This window comes from Micromonospora sp. RB23, assembly GCF_053585025.1.
In genome coordinates, this window is sequence record NZ_CM132111.1 from 2947617 (window position 1) to 2966249 (window position 18633).

Here is an 18633-nt window from a genome sequence, read left to right on the forward strand (position 1 = left end):
CTATCAATACGATGGCCGCTATCGATCAGGTGCGCTCACGAGGCGTGCCGTACCGAAGCGGAGGAATGCATGGTTCGCTGGCGTACCCTCACCGGCCTGGTGGCCGCCGCGCTGGCCGCGGCCAGCCTCACCCTCGCGGCGCCCGCCGCGGCCGACAGCCCCGTCACGCCGAACGTGGTCGGCGGCACCCGCGCCGCGCAGGGCGAGTTCCCGTTCATGGTGCGGCTCTCGATGGGCTGCGGCGGGGCCCTCTACAGCTCCCGGCTCGTGCTCACCGCCGCGCACTGCGTCGGCGCGACCGGCGCCAACACCAGCATCACCGCGACGCTCGGGGTCGTCGACCTCCAGTCGTCCAGCCGGATCACCGTCCGGTCGAACTACGTCTACCGGGCGCCCGGCTACAACGGCAACGGCAAGGACTGGGCGCTGATCCGGTTGGCCACCCCCGTCACCGGGCTGAGCACGTTGAAGATCGCCACCACGACCGCGTACGACAACGGCACCTTCACCGTGGCCGGCTGGGGCGCGGCGCGCGAGGGTGGGGCGCAGCAGCGGTACCTGCTCAAGGCGACCGTCCCGTTCGTCAGCGACTCCACCTGCAACGCCAACTACGGCGGCGACCTCATCCCCGCCGAGGAGATCTGCGCCGGCTACGCCAGCGGCGGCACCGACACCTGTCAGGGCGACTCGGGCGGCCCGATGTTCCGCCGTGACGCCACCAACGCCTGGATCCAGGTCGGCATCGTCAGCTGGGGCAACGGCTGCGCCCGGCCCAACTACCCGGGCGTCTACACCCAGGTGAGCTACTTCGCCTCCTCGATCGCCTCGGCAGCGGCGAGCCTCGGCGGCTGACCGTGCGCCATCTCGGGCGGCCCGGACGTCGGCGGTCCGGGCCGCCCGCCCGTGCCGAGCGCCTCGCACGCGGCGCTCCGACCGGCTCACCGCGGCGGTGGCAGTGGGCCAGTCGACAGAATCGGCGGGCCGCGCGTCCCGCCTCGTACGGGGTGGCCATGATGGGTCCGTGCAGATCCTGTCCATCCAGTCGTCGGTCGCCTACGGCCACGTCGGCAACTCCGCCGCCGTCTTCCCCCTCCAACGTCTCGGGCACGAGGTGTGGCCGGTGCTGACCGTCCACTTCTCCAACCACACCGGGTACGGCGCGTGGCGCGGCCCGATGCTGGCGGCCGCCGACGTGGCCGAGGTCATCGCGGGAATCGCCGACCGGGGCGTTCTCGGCAGTGCCGACGCGGTCCTGTCCGGCTACCAGGGCGACCCGGCGGTGGGCGCCGTGATCCTGGACGCCGTGGCCCGGGTGAAGGCCGCCAACCCGGCCGCCGTCTACTGCTGCGACCCGGTGATGGGCGACGTCGGGCGGGGGATGTTCGTCCGACCCGGCATCCCGGAGTACCTGCGCGACACCGTCGTGCCGCGCGCCGACATCATCACGCCGAACCACTTCGAGCTGGACTTCCTCGCCGGCCGTACGACCACCACGCTCGCCCAGGTGCTGGAGGCGGTCGACGTCGTCCGCGCCACCGGGCCGAGGCACGCCCTGGTGACCAGCGTGCTGCACGACGACGTGGCGGCGGGCTCGCTCGATGTGGTGGCGGTGTCCGACGAGGGCGCCTGGGCGGTGACCACCCCGCTGCTGCCGATCAACCCGAACGGCGGCGGCGACGTCACCGCGGCGCTGTACCTGGCGCACCTGTCGACCACCGGCTCACCGGCCACCGCGCTGGAGCGCACCGTCTCCTCCGTCTTCACCGTCCTCGAAGCGACCCTGGCGGCGGGCACCCGGGAGATCCAACTGGTTGCGGCGCAGGACGCGATCGCCGAGCCGCCGGCCCGGTTCACGGCCCGCCGACTGCGCTGACGACGCTCCGGCGGGCACGGTCCGGACGACGCGCGTCGCGCCGGCCGCGCCCGCCGCTCAGCGCAGCGCGTCGTCGCGCAGCACGGCGTGCGCGCCGACGGTCTGGTTGACGATCTGGGTCACCCGTACGTCGACGAGAACGCTGGCCAGCGCCGCCGCGTCCGGTCGGCTGAGGCCGTGCAGCCGCTGCAGCAGGGTCAGCATCTCCTCCAGGGCGCGGAACGTCGCCTCGTCGAGGGACGCTCCCAGGCCCAGCGTCAGCCAGGCGTCGGCGGTACGGGCGACCGGGCCGTTGACCGGGAAGTCGTCGCGGACGTCGAAGGTCAGCGTCACCTCGTCCATCGGGCACTCGATCGCCGTGCCGCCGACCTCGCCGTCGCCCTGCGCGGCGTGCCCGTCCCCGACCGAGAACAGCCCTCCGTCGACCGGGATCGGCAGCAGCAGCGTGCTGCCGGCGGTCAGGTCCTTGCAGTCCAGATTGCCGCCGCACTCGCGCGGCGGGGTGGTGGAATGCCGCCCCGGCTCCGCCGGCGGCATGCCGAGTACCCCCATGAAGGGACGCAGCGCCACCGTGTGGCCGTGCTGGTTACGGCCGGTCATCGCCACCGGGTCCAGCTCCCAGGCGTGCACCACCTGCGTCGACTCGACGCCGTAGCGCTCGTTGAAGCCGCTCGGCCACCCGCCGGCGACCGTCGTGCCCCAGGTGCCCGGGACGATCGCGTCGACGCGTACCTCGAGGGTCTGGCCGGCGCGGGCGCCGCGGACCGCGACCGGCCCGACGAGCGCGTGGCCGTCCCCGGTCCGGTGCTGCGGGGCCCGGGGGCGGTCCCGGTTCGCGCCGCCGGGATACGGGCCGGCCGACCACCAGCAGTCCAGTGTGCGGTAGGTGACCGTGTCGCCGGGGTCGATGGTGAGCACCGGCGCGAGGTCGGGGGAGAAGTGGCCGTGCAGGGTCTCGTCGCCCGGTGCGAGGGTGTGTCGCATTCGGGCAGGCTACGTGCCGGCGCGGCACGCCGCGACCCGCCGGGACGGGTGTGCGGCCGGTCCGGGACCGGCCGCACAACGCGGGGCTCGGGTCAGTCGACGGTCGGCGTCGCCGTGCGGGCCGCCTCCGCCAGCGCGGCGGCGGCACCGGCGTACGGGTTGTAGCTGTAGGTACGCGCCAAGCCGGCCGGGACGGTGAAGTACTCGACCGACAGCTTCGCCGGGTCGCTGGCCAGCTCGCCACGGGCGGGTACGTCGTTGCCGTCGTCCCAGCCCCACGGCGCGTTCGCGGAGTTCGCCGAGCAGCTCCAGGTGCCGACGCCGCAGTCCCCGGAGGTGTCGCCGGCGAACGTGCCCAGGCTGGCGAAGAGGTTCGCGTTGGTCCGCTGCGCCCACAGGCCGCCGGCGGCGAAGATGTCGACGAGCTGGTAACGGACGTTACGGTCGTCGCCGCTCTCCGGCGTCTCGGCGGCGGTGGACGGGTAGTAGACCAGGCCGTCGCCGTTGATGGCGTACTGCGGGTACGCCTTCAGGCCGTGACCCTGCGCCTCCTGCGCGGTGACCGGGTGCGGGAAGGAGTCGTGCGGCGAGGACTGGAACTGCAGGGTGCCGTCGACGCTCTCCCGGCCGCTGGTCCAGGTGCTGCCGCTCGGGGTGTACGAGTAGAAGTCGCTGTGCGCGACGGTGACCGCTCCGCGCAGGACGCCGTACGGGGAGCCGTCGCGCTCGATCGCGAAGAGGACGCCCTCGCCGTCGTTCTCGTGCTCGGTCTCGAAGAACGGGTGGTCGGTCCAGTCCCGGGGGTGGAAGAACAGGTACGTGATGTACCAGTGCGTGCTCGTCTCCACGACGGAGTAGTACGCGTGCGCGGCGAGCGACGTGCCGGACGTGCCGGCCCGGTCCCAGTTGTTGCGTCCGTTCAGGTCGCCGTCGAAGTCCACGGCGGTGATGTAGTCGCTCCGGCCGCCCAGGGCGTGCGTACCGGTGGCGTCGACGTCCTGGTAGTGGATGGGCGCCCAGCGCAGGGCCAGCTCGGCCCGGCTGACCGCGGCGGTGGCGGGTTGCGGCATCGTGAGCGGGGTGAGCGTCAGTGCCACCACGGTGGCCGCCGCCGCCAGTGCCCTCGTCACCCGCCGGTTCGTGCTGCTCGTGTCGCGCATGTTGTCTCCCACGTCGAATTGACGGACCACTATGGATGATCGTCGATCCGGGGGCCCGGTGCGTGTCCGCGCGGCGACGAGGAGGCGGCGGGCGTCCGACGGGCTCGCGACACCCCGCTTGTATCGACATCCGTCGAATGCCATGCTGTGGTTCGGCCGCGCTCGGGAGCCGGCGCGGTCGACGTCGTTCCGGAGTCGGGAACGCGCGAGGTGGTCCACCACCCGCGCCCGGGCAGTTCCCGTCAGCGGCCGCATGCCGATCGCCGTCGGGCGGCCGCCGCGCAGGTCCGGACCCGTACGGTCGGCCGCTCACCCGCAGCCGCGACGGCGACGGCTTCTCGGAGGTACGGATGCGTCGCATCTTCCTGGCTCTCACAACCATCGCCCTGACCACCGCCACGACCGGCTGGGCCGCGACGACCGGCGTCGCCCAGGCGGCGCCGGCGCCCACGGCGTCGGTCACGGCAGCGCCGACACCCACGCCGGTCTGCCCGCCGGCACTGCCCATCGGCGGTCGGGTGTCCGCGGCCACCACCACCAGCCTGACCATCGCCTACTTCATCGCGATGAGCCCGCCGTGCGGCTACCGGCCGCCGATCACCGTCGGACTCTTCGCCAGCCGCGACGACGCCTTCGCGTGGCGGAACCCGGTGGCCGAGTTGGTCTCCGCCGAGCGCGACGGCACCGTCACCTTCGACCGGCTGACGCCCGACACCGAGTACTGGTTCGGGTTCCGCGACTCCGACGGCCGGTGGGAGCCGTACTACGGTGGATCCGCCCGGACCGCGCCGCTGGCGTCCTGCCGGGCGACCGCCACCGTCGACTCCCGCTGGGGCACCGGGTTCGTCGCCACCGTGACGGTCCGCAACGTCGGCACGGAGCCCTTGAACCAGTGGCGCGTCTCGTGGCGCTGGGCCGGCGACGAGCGCATCCAGGCGGTGTGGGGAGGTGTCGTCGACCCGTCCGGCGCCGACGTGGTGGTGCGCAACGCACCGTACAACGGGACGCTGGCGCCGGACGGGGTGACGACGTTCGGTCTGCTCGCGACGGCCAGCGCGCCGCCGGCCGGGCTGACGCTGACCTGCACGCGCTGAACCGGCCGACGTACCCGGGGGTCGGCGTCGCTCAGGGCTTGCGGGCCACCGCGCCGTAGGCGTCGATACCCCGGGCGTCGGCCTCGTCCGGCCGCCACAGTGGGATCGGGACGAGACCGGGCTCCACCATCGTCAGCCCGGAGAAGCAGCCGGCGAGGTCCTCCGGGCTGCGCAGGATGTACGGGACGCCGCCGTTCTCGGCCAGCCGCTGCGCGCCGGAGACCACCTGCGGGCTGGTGTTGGTGCCGTCCCAGAGCACCAGGTGACTGCCGGATGCCGTCGCGCCCATCGTCCGCCCGACGATCGAACGCACCACCTCCAGGTCCGGCTCGTACCCCAGCACGCCCATGAACATGACGGCGATCGGCTGGTCGAAGTCGAGCGTCCGCGCGGCCTCGGCGAGGATGGTCTCCGGGTCGTGGTAGTCCGCCGGCACGTACGTCGTGACGCCCTGGACGGTCGTGCTGGCCAGCAGCGCTCGGGCGTGCACGAGGACCATCGGGTCGTTGTCGACGTAGACGATCCGCGCGTCGGGCGTGATGCCCTGGGCGACCGCGTGGGTGTTCTGCATGGTCGGCAGGCCGGTGCCGATGTCCAGGAACTGCCGGATGCCCGCCTCGGCGGCCAGGTACCGCACCGCCCGGACGAGGAAGCGGCGGGACTGCTGCGCCATCAGGACGATCTCCGGGTAGACCTCGGCGACCGCGTCGCCGGCCGCCCGATCGGACTGGAAGTTGTCCTTGCCGCCCATCCAGTAGTTCCAGATCCGTGCCGCGTGCGGCACGTCGGGCTGAAGCGTCGCGGTGAGTTCGGCATCCGGGCCGGCCATGCCAGGCTCCTATCGGGGGGTCCGTCGGGGTGAACCGGATTGTCCACTATCGACGGCGCCGGCCCCGACCGGGTCGCCCATTGTGCGGGCGGGCGACCCGGTGACGTGTCACGGCGCGTCGACGACCTCCCGGCCGAGCGGCCAGAAGGCGGCCGGGACCAGCTTGAAGTTGGCGATGCCGAAGGGGATCCCGATGATCGTCACGCAGAGCGCGATGCCGGCGAGGATGTGGGACAGCGCGAGCCACCAGCCGGCCAGCACCACCCAGAGCACGTTCGCCAACCCGGAGCCGACGCCCGCGCCCGGCTTGGGCACCAGGGTGCGACCGAAGGGCCACAGCGAGTAGACGGCGAGGCGCAGCGCGGCGACGCCGAACGGGATGGTGACGACCAGCAGGAAGCAGATCAGCGCGGCGAAGCCGTAGCCGATCGCCAGCACGAGGCCACCACCGAAGACGAGCCACAGGACGTTCAGGAGGAAGCGAATCACCCTTCCAGCATGAGCGACGCCCGCCACCGGGTCTGGGCCGCCTGCCGGGCTTCAGTTCGACAGCCCGCCGCAGGCGACCCCGTCGATCGTGCACGCCGTCGGCGTCGCGCCGACCGCCGCGCCGTTGACCCGGAAGGTCACCCGCGTCGAGGCGCTGCCCGGCACCTGCCCCGCGCTGCCGTCCGGCACGAACGTCCACACCGCGCCGTCCTGGGTGGCCCGCGCGCCCTCGACCGCGCTGACCCGCAGCGACTCCCGGGGCAGCGTGATGGCCAGCGTCCACCGCGTCGCCGGCACCGGCCCCGGATTGTTGATCGTCACGGTCGCGCCGTAGCTGAGCAACGCCTTGTCCTCGATGGCGAAGTCGGCGGCGAGGGCGGCCGGGGTCGGCGACGCCGACGAGGGGGTCACGTTCGGCGCGCTCGGCGACGGCGCGGCGGGCGGTGGCACGGCGCTGACCGACGGCGAACCCGCACTGGTCGGGCTGGTGGCGGCCGGATGCGCCTGCCCCCGGGGCGTACCGGGACCGGGTGTGCCCAACTGGTCCACCGACGGCGGCGCGTCGAGGGTCACCGGCGCGAGCTGCTCCGGGGTACGCACCACGCTGACGATCGAGACCACCGTCGCCACCACCACCCCGAGCGCCGCGAGTACGGCGACCCAGGCGGCCCGCGACACGTCGGCCTGGCCGGTGACCACCCGCCGTACGGCTGCGGCGGCGGCCACGATCCGGTCCAGCAGAATGATCGCCACAGTACGCCGTGGCTGCGGCGGTGTTGCCGGCACTGCCTCTCTCCCCTTCACTTCGTCACCGGACGCCCGCCCGCGACCGCTGGGTCGCGGTGGCACCCGAGGTGGTCACAGGGCGCGCAGCCCGACGAGTATCGACTCGAGCAGCTCCTGCGACGGCAGCTCCGACAGCGACGGCGGTTCGTGCGTCTCGACCAACCCCGCCCCCAGCAGGTCACCGAGGAGGACCCGGACGGTGCCCAGGGGCAGATCCAGCTCGGCGCTGACCTCAGCAACCGACACTGGATGGTGACACAGCTCGACGATCCGCGCCTGTTCGGGGAAGAGCGACGTGGGCGATGTCGCTGACCGCCGTGCGACGACCAGCGAGATGAGGTCGAACCGGCCTCGCTCGGGCGTCGTACGCCCACCGGTCATCGTGTACGGACGGGCGACCGGGCCGGCGTCGTCGTCGTACCACGCCTCGTCAGCGGAGCCGGCGCTGGGCACCAGAATCTCCGCTCCTCGCTGCGGAGGCGGCCTCCAGGCGGATCGGCAGGTGCCGTTCGGCCTGCCCGACGAAGAGCGCGACCTCGTACGCCATGTCGCCCACCTCGATCTCGTCGCCGGAGATCCGTACGGTCAGGATGGTCCCGTTCGAGATGGTGGCGACGAACAGGAACGCCCGCGACATCTGCACCACGATCTGGCGCAGCCGGCCCGCGTCGCAGGTCCGGGTAGCGGCCAGTCCCAGCGCCAACAGGCCGGCGACCACACCGGAGATCTGTTCGGCCAGCTTCGCCTCCACCTGCCGGGAACCGCCGAGCGGGAGTCCGTCGGGGGAGAGCACCACGGCGAACTCCGCACCGTGTACCCGGTCGACCAGGCGGTCCAGCGCGCCGGTCAGGCTGTCCTCGGTGACCACTGCGTGCGTCATCGATGTCTCCTCGTTGTTCTCGTGACCGGCAGCTCGACGGTGTCGGGGCCGGCGTTGCCGGGGGCGGGCAGGGGCGGCCCGGATTGGCGGATCCGGATCGGCAGCCCGTCCGCGCCCGCCCGGCCGGCGTCGGCCTCGCCGGGCGGGTGGGGTCCGCCCGGCGTGGGCCGGTGCGCGGGCCCGGGGGCCGCCGTGACCGGTGCGCCTCCGGGCACGGTCACCAGTTCCGCCGGCAGGTGCACGATGGCCGCCGTCCCGCCGCGCCGGCTGGGCCGCAGGGTGACCCCCGCGCCGCACCGGGCGGCCAGCAGGGCGACCGCGTACAGCCCCTGCGCGTCGGTCGGCGGGTCGCTCGGCGGGCTGGCGAGCAGGCGGTTCGCCTCGTCGAGCGCGGTGGCGTCAAAGCCGCGACCGTCGTCGACCACCACGATCGCGCAGCCGTGCGGCCGGTGCTCGCCCGTCACCCGGACCGTGGTGTCGGTGGCCGAGAAGGTCAGGGCGTTCTCGATCAGCTCGGCGAGCAGGTGCACGACGTCCGTGACGGCGGGGCCGGCGAGCGACCACGGCCAGTGTGGGGCCACCAGCACCCGGTGGTATTCCGGCACCTCGGCGACCGCCCCGCGCGCCACGTCGAGCAGGGGGACCGGGCGTCGCCAACGCCGGGCGGGCGTCGCACCGGCCAGCGTGATCACCTTCTCCACGTTGCGGCGGACGCGGGTGGTGAGATGGTCGAGCTGGAACAGCTCGTCGGCCTCCGAGGCGTCGTTCTCCCGCCGCTGCATCGCGTCCAGCAGGTCGAGCTGGTCGCGCAGCAGGACCTGGTTGCGTCGGGTGATACCCAGGAACAGCTCTGCGGTGCGGTCCGGCGCCGGTCCGCCGTCCCGCTGATCGCCGCCGTTCCCGGCGACGAGCGGCTGGGGGTCGACGGGTGCCGCCGCCGGCGGTTCCCAGAGCCGGCCGGCGTCCGCGGGGGTCCGCTCCGCGGGCGCGCGTCGCAAGCTGGCGGCCCAGCCCAGCAGCACCGCCAGTACGGCGATCAGCCCGAGACCCACCACCACGCCGGTCCGCCCGACGACCACCGCCGCACCGGGTGTGGCCCGTTCGACGCTCGCGCGGGCGGTGGTCGTCACCAGCTCGTGCAGCGCCCCGAGGGCCGGGTCCACCGCCGCGCGCCAGTCCTGCACGCTGACCGCGCGCAGCGCGTCGGCCCGGTCGGTGCGCAGCAGCGTGTCCTCCACCGCGAGCAGGCCCGCGAACGCGGGGCCGGTCAGGAGCCGCTGGTGCTCGCCCTGGCCGCCGGCCGGCAGCCCGGCCGTCGCCTCGGCCCTGGCGTATCGCTGGACGGCCACCAGCTCGACCAGCCGGCGGCGCTCCTCGATGCTCAGTCGACCGCTCACGACGGCCGCCGTGACCAGGGTGTCCTCCCGGGCCAGCAACTCACGGGCACGGGCCAGGGCGATCACCGCGCGGGTGTCGACCGCCAGCCTGCTCTCGTACGCGCCCCACTCCGGTCCGTACACGTCGAAGGCGGCGTCGACGAGCTGGTCGTACCCGTCGACCGCTCCCGCCTGGTCGAGCTGGCCGTCGTCCACCCGGGACCGGATCGCCCCCAGCCCGTTGAGCCGCCGGATCAGGGTGTCGGCCCGGTCGCGGACCGCGCCCGCGCTGAGCAGGCGCAGGTCGCGTCCGTCCCCGAACGTCCGGACCTCCGCCCCCGCCCGGTCGGTCGCCGCCCGCGCCCCGGCCAACGTCGCCCGCGCGTTCGCGGCGCCGGCAAGCGTCTCGGCGGTCGCCCGGCGCTCGGTCTGCAGGCTCAGGACCAGTCGGTCGATGGGCTGACCCAGGGTGTCGGCCAGGGCCCGTACCCGCAGCAGGTCGACGGCGTCCTGGCCGGTCAGATACGCCGCGTACGACCACAGCGTGAGCAGCACCGCCGCCGCCGCGAGGAGCCGGACCCCGGGTCGCCGTGCCCGGGTCACGCGACGCCCCGTCCGGTGTGCCGGCTCATCGGGCCGACCGCTGCGGCCACGGCTGTCCGGCGGCGTCGCTGGCCCGGTCGGCGACCATGGTCCGCAGCAACGCCAGCAGCTCCGCCCGGTTGGCGCAGTGCAGCCGGTTGCGCATGCGCGCCACGTGGTGCTCCACGGTCTTGGCCGAGATGAAGAGCCGGTCACCGATCTCCCGGTAGGTCAACCCGGCCAGCACCAGCTCGGCCACCTCGTACTCGCGGTCGCTCAGCCCCTGTTGGTTGGGGCCGGCGGCGGCGACCGGCGTGGCGGTCGCGCCGTCGCTCGGACGCTGCCCGGCGGTCGCGCCGGCCGGCCGGCCCTGCAGCACCCGGGCGCACTCGAGCAGGGTGGTCATCGCCCGCCGGTCCGACGTGCGGATCGCGGCCTGCCCGGCGAGGCGGGCGCCGTCCCAGCACAGTCCGGTGTCGTGCAGGCCCCGGGCGGCGGCCTCGACCCGTGCCGGGTCGACCACGCCCCGCAGCACCTCGACCCAGCTCTCGGCGGCAGCGGCGACCACTCCGGCGTAGCGGCTGTGCGCGGCGGCGGCCAGCAGGGCGGCGACATGCTCGTCGGCCGCCGTGGGCTCCCCGGTCAGGATGGCGGCGTGCAGTCCGCTCCAGTGCAGCGGGACGCTCCACAGGGTCGGTGTGCCGAGTCGGTCGAGCAGCGCGCCGCCCTCCCGCAGGTAGGGCGCCAACCGGGCCACGTCACCGAGCCGCGCGCCGGCGATGGCCAGTTCGCCCAGCGGCAGCAGCGTGAACAGGTCGACCCCGTGCCGGACCACCGCCTCCAGCGCCTGGCCCCACCCGTTCTTGAGCGCGCCGAGGTCGCTGGTGCGCCGGGCGATGCCCATCCGCAGCGCGGCGGCGAAGAGCAGGTCGCGGGACTCCAACGGGCGGTCGTCGGCGGTGACCGTGGCGAGGCGTTCAGCCGCCGCCAGCGTCTGACCCCGGACCATGAGAATCCAGGCCTGCAGCAGCCGGTGCCGGCGGGCCATCAGCGGGCCGCCGACACCGCCGGCCTGCGCGCGGTGCAGGACCCGCTCGGCGATGTCCAGCTCGCCGCAGTGCACGGCGGTCAGCGCGGCCAGCGCGGCCGGACCGTCCGGCAGGAGGGCCGCCCGACCGTCCGGCTCGAGCAGTGCGGCGGACTGCACGAGCGCGGAGAGCGCCGCGCTCGGCGTGCCGGTGACGCTCTCGCGTACCCCGTCCGCCATCAGCCGGGCGGCGCTGGCGTGCAGTGTGGGCGGCGCGCCGCCGGGCTCGTCCGCGGGCGGCGCGGCGGCGGTCAGGTCGCCGATGGCGAGCCCGCCCACGGAGGCGAACGCCACCGACGAGGCGGTGCCGGACCAACGGTACAGCTCGACGCTGCGGCCGGTGTGGCCCCGGTGCGCCAGCGCGGTCGCGGCCACCGCGGCCGCCTCGGCGCGGACCTCCGGGTCGGCCGTGGTCAGCAGCCGGTCGGCCAGGCGCAGCGCGTCGTCGAGGTTGCCGGCGAGCGCGGCGGCGAGAGCCTGCCGGGCGCCGGTCGGGTACCCGGCCGCGGTGGCGGCGGCGAACAGGTCGGCGGCGAAGGCCGGCTCGCCGGCGAGCGCCTCCTGCGCTGCCGCCGCGAGCGTCGGGGCCGGACAGTCGCCCAGGACGCCCGCCGCGAGCAGCGAGCGGACCAGCGGCAACACCGGGCCGCCCCGGGCGAGCTGCAACTCGGTGAGACGACGCCAGACGGCGCTGCGCTCGGTGGCCGGGCTGAGCGTGGTGACGGCCCGGCGGACCAGCGGGGTGAGCCGGCCGTCCGCGCCGATCAGGCCGGCCGCCCGGGTCGTGGCGATCAGCTCGTCGACCGCCTCCGGCTCCTGGTCCAGGAGCGGGCCGAGCATGGCCACCGGCAGCGGTACGCCGGCCGCGACCGCGAGCAACAGCCGTCGTACGGGGGCGGGCTGGATCTCCAGCTCCGGCGCGAATTCGAGGACGACGGACCGGGGCGGCTCCGCCGGGACGGTGGTCAGGCTCGCCGCCGCGCGCAGCCCGCGGGTCAGCCGCTCCACGTCGCGGGGGACGCCACCGGTCTGCGTGTGCACGAAGTCGACGAGTTCGGCTCGCTGGGCCAACTCGGGGACGCCGGCGACGCAGGCTGCCGTCTGCTCCCGGGTGAACGGCCCGAGCAGCACGGCCTGCCCGTCGCGGCGCAGCGTGTCGACCAGCTCGGTGAGGGCCGCGGAGCGGGGCCAGGGGCGGTGGGCGACGACGAGCCGGTGCCGGCGGGTCGCGACCAGGCGCAGCAGTACGCCGATGCGCTCGTCGTCGAGCAGGTGCGCGTCGTCGACCAGGATCAAATCGTCCGGGTCGACGGGCTCGCCGGGGCCGGGAGCGCCCGTCCGCACGGTGACGCCGGCCCGTTGCTGGATGCGCGTCAGCTCGGCGAGCAGGGCGGTCTTGCCGTGCCCGGCGGGGCCGGCCAGGCCGACGGTGAACGGCGCGACCGGATCGTCGGCGACCCGGTCCAGCAGGGCCCTGGGCGCGCGGCCCAGCACCAGTCGCGAGTCGACGAGGTCTTTCATGATCATTGTGGTCATCCTTCGCGTCCCCGGCTGAGCGTCAGTGCCAGGCGGGACGCCTTCGGCAGGTCGAGGGGCAGGATCCGGACCGGCGGTCGGGGTGGCGGGTCGCCCGGATCGGTGGCGTGGTCCCGGGGTCGCCGCAGAGCCGGGATGTTCGCCCGGTCGCCCCCGGCGGGCGGCGCCGGATCACGGACCGGGGCCGGGGGCCGGGGGCGCGGCCGGGGGGACACCACCTGGCAGGCGGCGCTCGCCGCCCCGGTGGCGGCGGTGAGCTGCGCGTCCGGCTCCACCTCGACCGGCACACCGAGCGCCGTGCCGATCAGCTCGGTGACCAGCGGGATGCGGGTCGAGCCGCCGGCCAGCAGGACTCCGTCGAGCTGCGTCGGCGTCAGGCCGGCGCCGTGCACGGTGCGCAGCAGGAGGTCCACGGTGGCCTGCACCGTGGGGCGGATCATCGCCTCGAACTGCGCGCGGGTCACCGGTATCCGCGTCGGACCGGTCGGCAGGCTCAACACCACGTCGGCCGCCGGCTCGACGGTCAGCGCCCGCTTGACCCGGTCACACTCGGCTGGCAGGCCACGTAGGGCGGCGTGGTGGTCCCGCCGCCCGATGGCGGCCAGTTCCCGGGACAGCACGGTACGGACGTGGCTGGCCAGCAGCTCGTCGAAGTCGGCCCCGCCGATCGGGTCGAGACCCTGCGGTGTGCCGAAGCTCTCGTAGGTGCCGCGGGGGGTGAGCCGCACGAGGGCCGCCTCGAAGCTGGCGCCGCCCAACGCGTAGACGGCCGCCGTGGTGCCCGCGAAGCCACGTGCCGCGTGACTCTCCGCGACCGTGACCGTGCGGGGGAGCAGTGTGACCGTGCGCAGTCCGAAGTCGACGAGCGCGCGGCGCAGCAGCTCCCGCCGGTACGGTCGCCAGCTCGCCGGGTGGCTGAGCACGACCGCCTCCGCCGGGCCGCCCTCCGCGGCGTGCACCTGCTCCACCACCCAGGCCGCCAACTCCGCCGTGAGGGTCTGTGGCGCGCACGCCTCGCCGCCGAGCAGCAGGGGCACGTCGTCGCCGATACGGCGGACGAAGTCCCTGGTGGTACGACTGCCGTCGTCGGTGGCGGGCCCGCCGATGTGCAACGCGCCGTCCTCGGCCAGGTGCAGCACCGACGGTACGAGCGGCGAGCCGCCGTTCAGTGGGACAGCCTCCGGACGCGTCCAGGTCCGGCCGTCCCGCCGAGCGACGGCGGCGGCGGTGTTGGTGCTTCCGATGTCTATCCCCAGGACGTACGGCATCCGTCTCTTCTCTTTCCGCGACTGGCCGGCTGATGGCGATGGCGTCGGCGCTGTCCGGCGACCCACCCCCGGCGAAACCCGCGGGCCCCTACGTTCGTACCAGAGATCACTGCGTGGTCGGCACCCTAATCTGACCGGGACGGTTTCCCCCAGTCCCCCTAACGGGGGAGCCCACGAAGGCCCCTAACGCGGGGTGATCGATTGCGGGCGCAGCCCCGATGTCCGGTACCGCCCCCCGCCCATAGCGTTCCTCTCGACGAACGACGCAATCCGAGGAGAACCGGCACATGGACTCGCAACAGACCCTCCACGACTTCGTGCTCGACCTGCTGACCAACCCCGACGCGCGGTCGGCCTTCGACCTCGACCCGGAGGGCGCGCTGAACGCGGCGGGGCTCAGCGACATCACCGCCGCCGACGTGCAGGACGTGGTGCCGCTCGTGGTCGACTACGCGCCGGGCGCGGGCCTCGCGCCGCTGGCTCCGGTGGTCGGGCAGCTCGGCTTCGACCCGCTGGTCACCGACGCCACCGACGTGGTCGGCCAGCTCCAGAGCGTGGCGCAGCAGATCAGCGTCACCAGCTCGCCGTCCGGTGTGGACGTCAAGGCCGGTGTGCTCGGCGCCATCGCCGTCGACCCGTCGACCGTCGCCGCCGGTGTGAGCGTGCTCCCGGGTATCGGGGTGGGCGTCGGTCCGAGTGGCCTCGACACCGACCTGACCGGTGTGGCCGACGTCGCGCACACGCTCGACGCGGACGTGGTGCAGCCGGTCGACGGCATCGTCGACCCGGTGCTCGGCGGCGCGACCGGCACGGTCGGGGACCCGACGAGTGTGCTCGGCGTCACCGACCCGGTGCTCGGCGGCGACCTGCTCGGCGGCGACGTGACCGGGGGCGTCCTCTCCGGCGTGCACGGCCAGGTCGACGGCATCGTCGGCTCCCTCGGTGTCGACGACACCCTGGGCGGCCTGGGCCTCGGTCACGGAGCGGTCGGCGGCGTGGTTCCGCCGGTGGACGTTCCGTCCGTGGTGGGCGGTGTCACGCACCACGTGGACAGCCTCGTTCCCGGTGTCACCGGCACGGTCGGTGACGTGACCGGTGGTCTCACCGACGGTGTGACCGGCGACTCGCACGACGGGGGGCCCGCCTCGTCCGACCACGGGTTGCTGGGCATCACCGGCGGTCTGCTCTGACGGGAAGTTCCGTCGGGAGCGGGAGGCCGGGCCGCGTCGAGCGGCCCGGCCTCTCCCGGGTTTTCGTCCGTCACCTCTTGCTAATTGAGCCGAAATCCGCACACTTGGTGCGGTGATGGCGGGGATCTGGCTGGACGTACTGGACGAGATCGCCCGGACGTGCACGACACACGGGCGCGGCGATCTGCTTCAGACGGTCCGGCAGAAGCGGGCCCAACTGCTCGACCCGACGTTGCGGGTCCTGGTGGTCGGTGAGCCGAACCAGGGCAAGAGTCAGCTCATCAACGCGATCATCAACGCGCCGGCCTGCCCGGTCGGTGACGGTCGTACCACCGTCCTGCCGACCGTGGTGCGGCACGCCGAGGCGGCCTGCGCCACGATGGTCCAGGCGTCGGCGCCGCCGCCCGGGCGGCCCGCGGGAGCGCCTGCGGCGACGCTCGCCGAACGGACCCCCCTGGCGCTCGACCAGGTCGCGGCCGGGGTGTCCGGCGCCGTCGGGCGTCGGCCGGGAGGCGGTCCGGCGTACGTCGAGGTCGGCCTGCCCCGGGCGCTGCTCGCCGCCGGACTGGTGCTGGTGGACACTCCGGGCACCGACCAGGTCGCCGCGCTCGGCGCGGCCGCTGAGGTGGCTGCCTCCGCCCGCGCGGATGCCGTGCTGCTGGTCTCCGACTCCACGCGGGAACTGTCGGTGGCCGAGCTGAACATGCTGCTGCACGTCATGCGCTCGCAACCGAACGTGGTCGTGGTGCAGAGCAAGACGGACCTTGTGGCGGACTGGCGGACGGTCGCCGAGCGCAACCGGCAACACCTCGCCGAGGCCGGCGTCCCGGCGCAGCTGATCCCGGTGTCGGCGACGCTGCGGCTGCGCGCGGCGGCGGCCGACGACCGTGTTCTCAACGCCGAGTCCGGCTTTCCGGCGCTGATCGCCCGTCTGCAACGGGATCTGAGTGGCAAGGCCGACCATCTGGCGCGGGCGTCGGTGCAGGCGGTGGCCCGTACGGTGGTGGAGCAACTGGCCGCGCCGCTGCGCGCCGAGTTGGCGACGCAGGAGGCCGAGGAGCAGTCCGGGCCGATCTCGCGGCTGCACGCGGCCCAACGGGAGGTCGACGAGCTGCGTCGCTGCTCGACCCGCTGGCAGAACACCCTCACCGACGAGATGGCCGACCTGCTCTCCGACATCGAGTACGACCTGCGGGACCGGACGCGTCAGATTCTGCGTGCGGTGGACGAGGCGTTCGATGAGGCCGACCCGCTCGTCGCCTGGGACACCTTCGACGAGTGGTTGTCGCGGAGCCTCGTCGAGGCCGCGGAGGCCAACCACGAGTGGCTCGTCCAGCGCTGTGACTGGATCGCCCGCCGGGTGGCCGCCCACTTCAACCGGTACGGCTACGACGTGCTGCCGCCCTGGTCGATGACGATGCCGGAGGATCTCGGCTCTCGGCTGCCGGACCTGGAACGGCCGAGGATCGACCGCTTCACGACGGGTCAGAAGCTGTTCACCGGCATGAAGGGCTCGTACGGCGGCATGCTGATGTTCGGCCTCGCGACCACCCTGGCCGGGATGCCGATGATCAACCCGGTCTCGGTCGGCATCGGCGCCCTGTTCGGCGGCAAGAGCATCCGCGATGAGAGCAAGCAGCTGCTGCGTCGCCGGCAGGCGACCGTGAAGACGGCCATCCAGCGGCATGTCGACGAGTTCTTCGTCCGGATGGTCCGGGACTGCCGCGACGCCACCCGGCAGGTGCAACGCATGCTGCGCGACCACTTCACGGGTCTGACCGAGGAGTTGCAGGAGGCGATCGTGCAGTCGTTCCGCAGCGCGAAGCAGGAGGCGGACACCGACGTCGCCGTGCGCGAGCAGCGGCAGCGGGAGATCCGGTCGAAGATGACCCGCCTCGCCGCGCTGTACGAGCAGTCCCAGCAGCTGACCGCCACCCGGTCGACGCCGGTGCTCTTGGAGCCCGGGGCATGACGGTCGGGGTGCGGTTGGACGAGGCGGCCTGGGGGCTGTTGCAGCAGGCGCTGGAGGTCTACCAGCACGACGCGCGGGCGGTGGGGCGGCTGCGACACCAGATCGCGCGGCTGGAGCAGCCGCTGCGGATCGCGGTCGCCGGCCCGTGGCGTGCGGGCAAGTCGACGGTGCTCAACGCGCTGATGGGGGAGGAGGTCGCGCCGGTCGAGGGCGCCGACGGCGCGTTCACCTGGTACGAGGACGGCGCGTCGCCGGGCGCCACGGCTTACCCGGTGGGTCAGCCTCCGCAGGAGCTGACGGTGGTCAAGTCGGCGACCGGCATGCGGGTGGATCTCGGTTGGCGCGCCGGCAAGGTACGCGACATCGTGGTGCGGTGGCCGACACGGGCGCTGCGGCAGGTGACGCTGATCGACACCCCGGCGCTCACCAGCGTCGACGAGCAGGGGCACGCGCCGGTGCTGGATCGCGTGCTGGCCGACGCGGACGCGGTGTTGTTCCTGACCCGGGACGGCCGCGACAGCGATCTGCGGGTGCTGGAGTCCGCTCGGGACAGCGTGGTCGGGCAGGCCGCCCCGGTCAACGTGCTCATGGTGTTGTCCCGGGCGGACGAGGTCGGCGGTGGCCGGATCGACGGTCTGCTCACCGCCCGACAGCTGGCCCGCCGGCACCACCGCGATCCCCGCGTGGGCGCGTTGGCCGTCAACGTGGTGGCGTGCAGTGGAGCTGTCGGTCTCGCGGGTCGGCTGCTCAGCGAGTCCGACTTCGCCGCGCTGGCGACGCTGGCCGGGGTGCCCCGCGCCGAGTTGGAGCCCCACCTGCTCTCCGCCGACCGCTTCGTCCGTGGCGAACTGCCGGTGCGTCTCGACCCCGAGGTGCGCGCGGGCCTGCTGGACCGGTTCGGCCTCTTCGGTATCCGACTGGCGACGACCCTGGTGCGCGGTGGGTTCGACACCCGGGTGACGATGTCGGCCGAGCTGATCCGGCGCAGTGGGCTCACCGAGCTGCGTGAGTCGATGACCCGCTGTTTCGTCGATCGGCGCGACGCGCTCAAGGCGCGCTCGGCGCTGGTCGCGGTGGAGTCCCTGGTACGGGCCGAACCGGTCCGGGGCAGCGACGAGTTGGTCGGCGCCATCGAGCAGATCCTGGCGGGAGCACACGAGTTCCGTGAGTTACGCCTGCTGGTGGCCCTGCGCAACGCCCGTCTCGGTTTCGACGCCGAGTTGGCCGCCGAGGCACAGCGCCTGGTCGGCGGCGATGGCGTCTCCCTGGCCGCCCGGCTGGGTGTCGAGCACGAGGCGACCGCCCATCGGCTCTGGGAGACCGCCGCGGACGCCCAGTGGCGGTGGCGGGACCGGGCCGAGGATCCGCTGCTCCCGCTGACCCAGCGGCGTGGTGCGGAGGTGGTGGTGCGGAGCTGCGAGGGGATGCTGGCCGAGCTGGCCGCGGGGGGTCGCTGAGCGGCCGGGAGTCCACCCGGGACGCGTTTCGCGCCGGTCAACCCATTGACAGGGCCGTGGTCTCCCGGCA

16 protein-coding genes are annotated in these 18633 nt (G+C 74.0%); 6 read left to right on the top strand and 10 right to left on the bottom strand.

Translation table 11 applies throughout. The features are described from left to right. Positions 1-69 precede the first annotated feature (69 nt). On the top strand, positions 70-852 hold the full coding sequence (locus ACTFTM_RS13480; RefSeq protein ID WP_449566109.1) for a S1 family peptidase: 783 nt from the start codon (positions 70-72) through the stop codon (positions 850-852). Between the two features lie 169 nt (positions 853-1021). Continuing rightward, positions 1022-1873, top strand: a complete 852-nt coding sequence (gene pdxY / locus ACTFTM_RS13485) for a pyridoxal kinase PdxY (RefSeq protein WP_449566110.1) — start codon at positions 1022-1024, stop codon at positions 1871-1873. A gap of 57 nt (positions 1874-1930) precedes the next feature. On the opposite strand, the gene ACTFTM_RS13490 is transcribed toward pdxY, so the two are convergent. Then, positions 1931-2857 (bottom strand): acetamidase/formamidase family protein, encoded by a 927-nt coding sequence (locus ACTFTM_RS13490; protein ID WP_449566111.1) that lies wholly within the window; start codon positions 2855-2857, stop codon positions 1931-1933. 92 nt (positions 2858-2949) lie between these two features. Then, the gene (locus ACTFTM_RS13495; RefSeq protein WP_449566112.1) at positions 2950-4017 is read right to left on the bottom strand and encodes a hypothetical protein; all 1068 of its coding nucleotides are present in this window, start codon (positions 4015-4017) and stop codon (positions 2950-2952) included. 350 nt (positions 4018-4367) lie between these two features. Between ACTFTM_RS13495 and ACTFTM_RS13500 the strand changes: the two genes are divergently transcribed. Beyond that, positions 4368-5111, top strand: coding sequence for a cellulose binding domain-containing protein (locus ACTFTM_RS13500; RefSeq protein ID WP_449566113.1), 744 nt, complete (start codon positions 4368-4370; stop codon positions 5109-5111). A gap of 31 nt (positions 5112-5142) precedes the next feature. Here ACTFTM_RS13500 and ACTFTM_RS13505 read toward each other — a convergent pair whose 3' ends face one another. From ACTFTM_RS13505 to ACTFTM_RS13540, 8 genes are all read right to left on the bottom strand, one after another. Further along, the gene (locus ACTFTM_RS13505; RefSeq protein ID WP_449566114.1) at positions 5143-5940 is read right to left on the bottom strand and encodes an SAM-dependent methyltransferase; all 798 of its coding nucleotides are present in this window, start codon (positions 5938-5940) and stop codon (positions 5143-5145) included. 108 nt (positions 5941-6048) lie between these two features. Then, on the bottom strand, positions 6049-6429 hold the full coding sequence (locus tag ACTFTM_RS13510) for a YccF domain-containing protein (RefSeq protein WP_449566115.1): 381 nt from the start codon (positions 6427-6429) through the stop codon (positions 6049-6051). A gap of 51 nt (positions 6430-6480) precedes the next feature. After that, complete coding sequence (locus ACTFTM_RS13515; protein WP_449566116.1) at positions 6481-7182, bottom strand: cellulose binding domain-containing protein; 702 nt, start codon at positions 7180-7182, stop codon at positions 6481-6483. Positions 7183-7287: 105 nt separating this feature from the next. After that, entirely contained in the window at positions 7288-7671 is a 384-nt protein-coding gene (locus tag ACTFTM_RS13520) for a DUF742 domain-containing protein (RefSeq protein ID WP_433121615.1), read from the bottom strand. Then, positions 7646-8095: a roadblock/LC7 domain-containing protein gene (locus ACTFTM_RS13525; RefSeq protein ID WP_449566117.1), complete on the bottom strand. Its 450-nt coding sequence runs from the start codon at positions 8093-8095 to the stop codon at positions 7646-7648. Before ACTFTM_RS13525 ends, ACTFTM_RS13520 begins: the two co-directional genes overlap by 26 nt. After that, positions 8092-10074, bottom strand: coding sequence for a nitrate- and nitrite sensing domain-containing protein (locus ACTFTM_RS13530; RefSeq protein WP_449566118.1), 1983 nt, complete (start codon positions 10072-10074; stop codon positions 8092-8094). The genes ACTFTM_RS13525 and ACTFTM_RS13530 overlap by 4 nt, the downstream gene beginning before the upstream one ends. A 25-nt stretch (positions 10075-10099) precedes the next feature. Next, positions 10100-12667, bottom strand: a complete 2568-nt coding sequence (locus ACTFTM_RS13535) for a LuxR C-terminal-related transcriptional regulator (RefSeq protein WP_449566119.1) — start codon at positions 12665-12667, stop codon at positions 10100-10102. A 5-nt stretch (positions 12668-12672) separates the two neighbouring features. Continuing rightward, positions 12673-13944, bottom strand: a complete 1272-nt coding sequence (locus ACTFTM_RS13540; RefSeq protein ID WP_449566120.1) for an Hsp70 family protein — start codon at positions 13942-13944, stop codon at positions 12673-12675. A gap of 287 nt (positions 13945-14231) precedes the next feature. Between ACTFTM_RS13540 and ACTFTM_RS13545 the strand changes: the two genes are divergently transcribed. The 3 genes from ACTFTM_RS13545 to ACTFTM_RS13555 all read left to right on the top strand — a co-directional run bounded on the left by ACTFTM_RS13545 (position 14232) and on the right by ACTFTM_RS13555 (position 18563). Next, a complete protein-coding gene (locus ACTFTM_RS13545) occupies positions 14232-15134 on the top strand; it encodes an IniB N-terminal domain-containing protein (RefSeq protein WP_449566121.1) in 903 nt (300 codons plus the stop codon). Between the two features lie 115 nt (positions 15135-15249). After that, positions 15250-17106, top strand: coding sequence for a dynamin family protein (locus ACTFTM_RS13550; protein WP_449566631.1), 1857 nt, complete (start codon positions 15250-15252; stop codon positions 17104-17106). Next, positions 17103-18563, top strand: coding sequence for a hypothetical protein (locus ACTFTM_RS13555; protein WP_449566122.1), 1461 nt, complete (start codon positions 17103-17105; stop codon positions 18561-18563). Before ACTFTM_RS13550 ends, ACTFTM_RS13555 begins: the two co-directional genes overlap by 4 nt. Positions 18564-18633 lie beyond the last annotated feature (70 nt).

Excerpts from the sequence above, each read along its gene's own strand:
- ACTFTM_RS13480 (WP_449566109.1), top strand. The coding sequence starts at position 70 with ATGGTTCGCTGGCGTACCCTCACCGGCCTGGTGGCCGCCGCGCTGGCC.
- ACTFTM_RS13490 (WP_449566111.1), bottom strand. The coding sequence starts at position 2,857 with ATGCGACACACCCTCGCACCGGGCGACGAGACCCTGCACGGCCACTTC.
- ACTFTM_RS13495 (WP_449566112.1), bottom strand. The coding sequence starts at position 4,017 with ATGCGCGACACGAGCAGCACGAACCGGCGGGTGACGAGGGCACTGGCG.
- ACTFTM_RS13500 (WP_449566113.1), top strand. The coding sequence starts at position 4,368 with ATGCGTCGCATCTTCCTGGCTCTCACAACCATCGCCCTGACCACCGCC.
- ACTFTM_RS13505 (WP_449566114.1), bottom strand. The coding sequence starts at position 5,940 with ATGGCCGGCCCGGATGCCGAACTCACCGCGACGCTTCAGCCCGACGTG.
- ACTFTM_RS13525 (WP_449566117.1), bottom strand. The coding sequence starts at position 8,095 with ATGACGCACGCAGTGGTCACCGAGGACAGCCTGACCGGCGCGCTGGAC.
- ACTFTM_RS13535 (WP_449566119.1), bottom strand. The coding sequence starts at position 12,667 with ATGATCATGAAAGACCTCGTCGACTCGCGACTGGTGCTGGGCCGCGCG.
- ACTFTM_RS13540 (WP_449566120.1), bottom strand. The coding sequence starts at position 13,944 with ATGCCGTACGTCCTGGGGATAGACATCGGAAGCACCAACACCGCCGCC.
- ACTFTM_RS13545 (WP_449566121.1), top strand. The coding sequence starts at position 14,232 with ATGGACTCGCAACAGACCCTCCACGACTTCGTGCTCGACCTGCTGACC.
- ACTFTM_RS13550 (WP_449566631.1), top strand. The coding sequence starts at position 15,250 with ATGGCGGGGATCTGGCTGGACGTACTGGACGAGATCGCCCGGACGTGC.
- ACTFTM_RS13555 (WP_449566122.1), top strand. The coding sequence starts at position 17,103 with ATGACGGTCGGGGTGCGGTTGGACGAGGCGGCCTGGGGGCTGTTGCAG.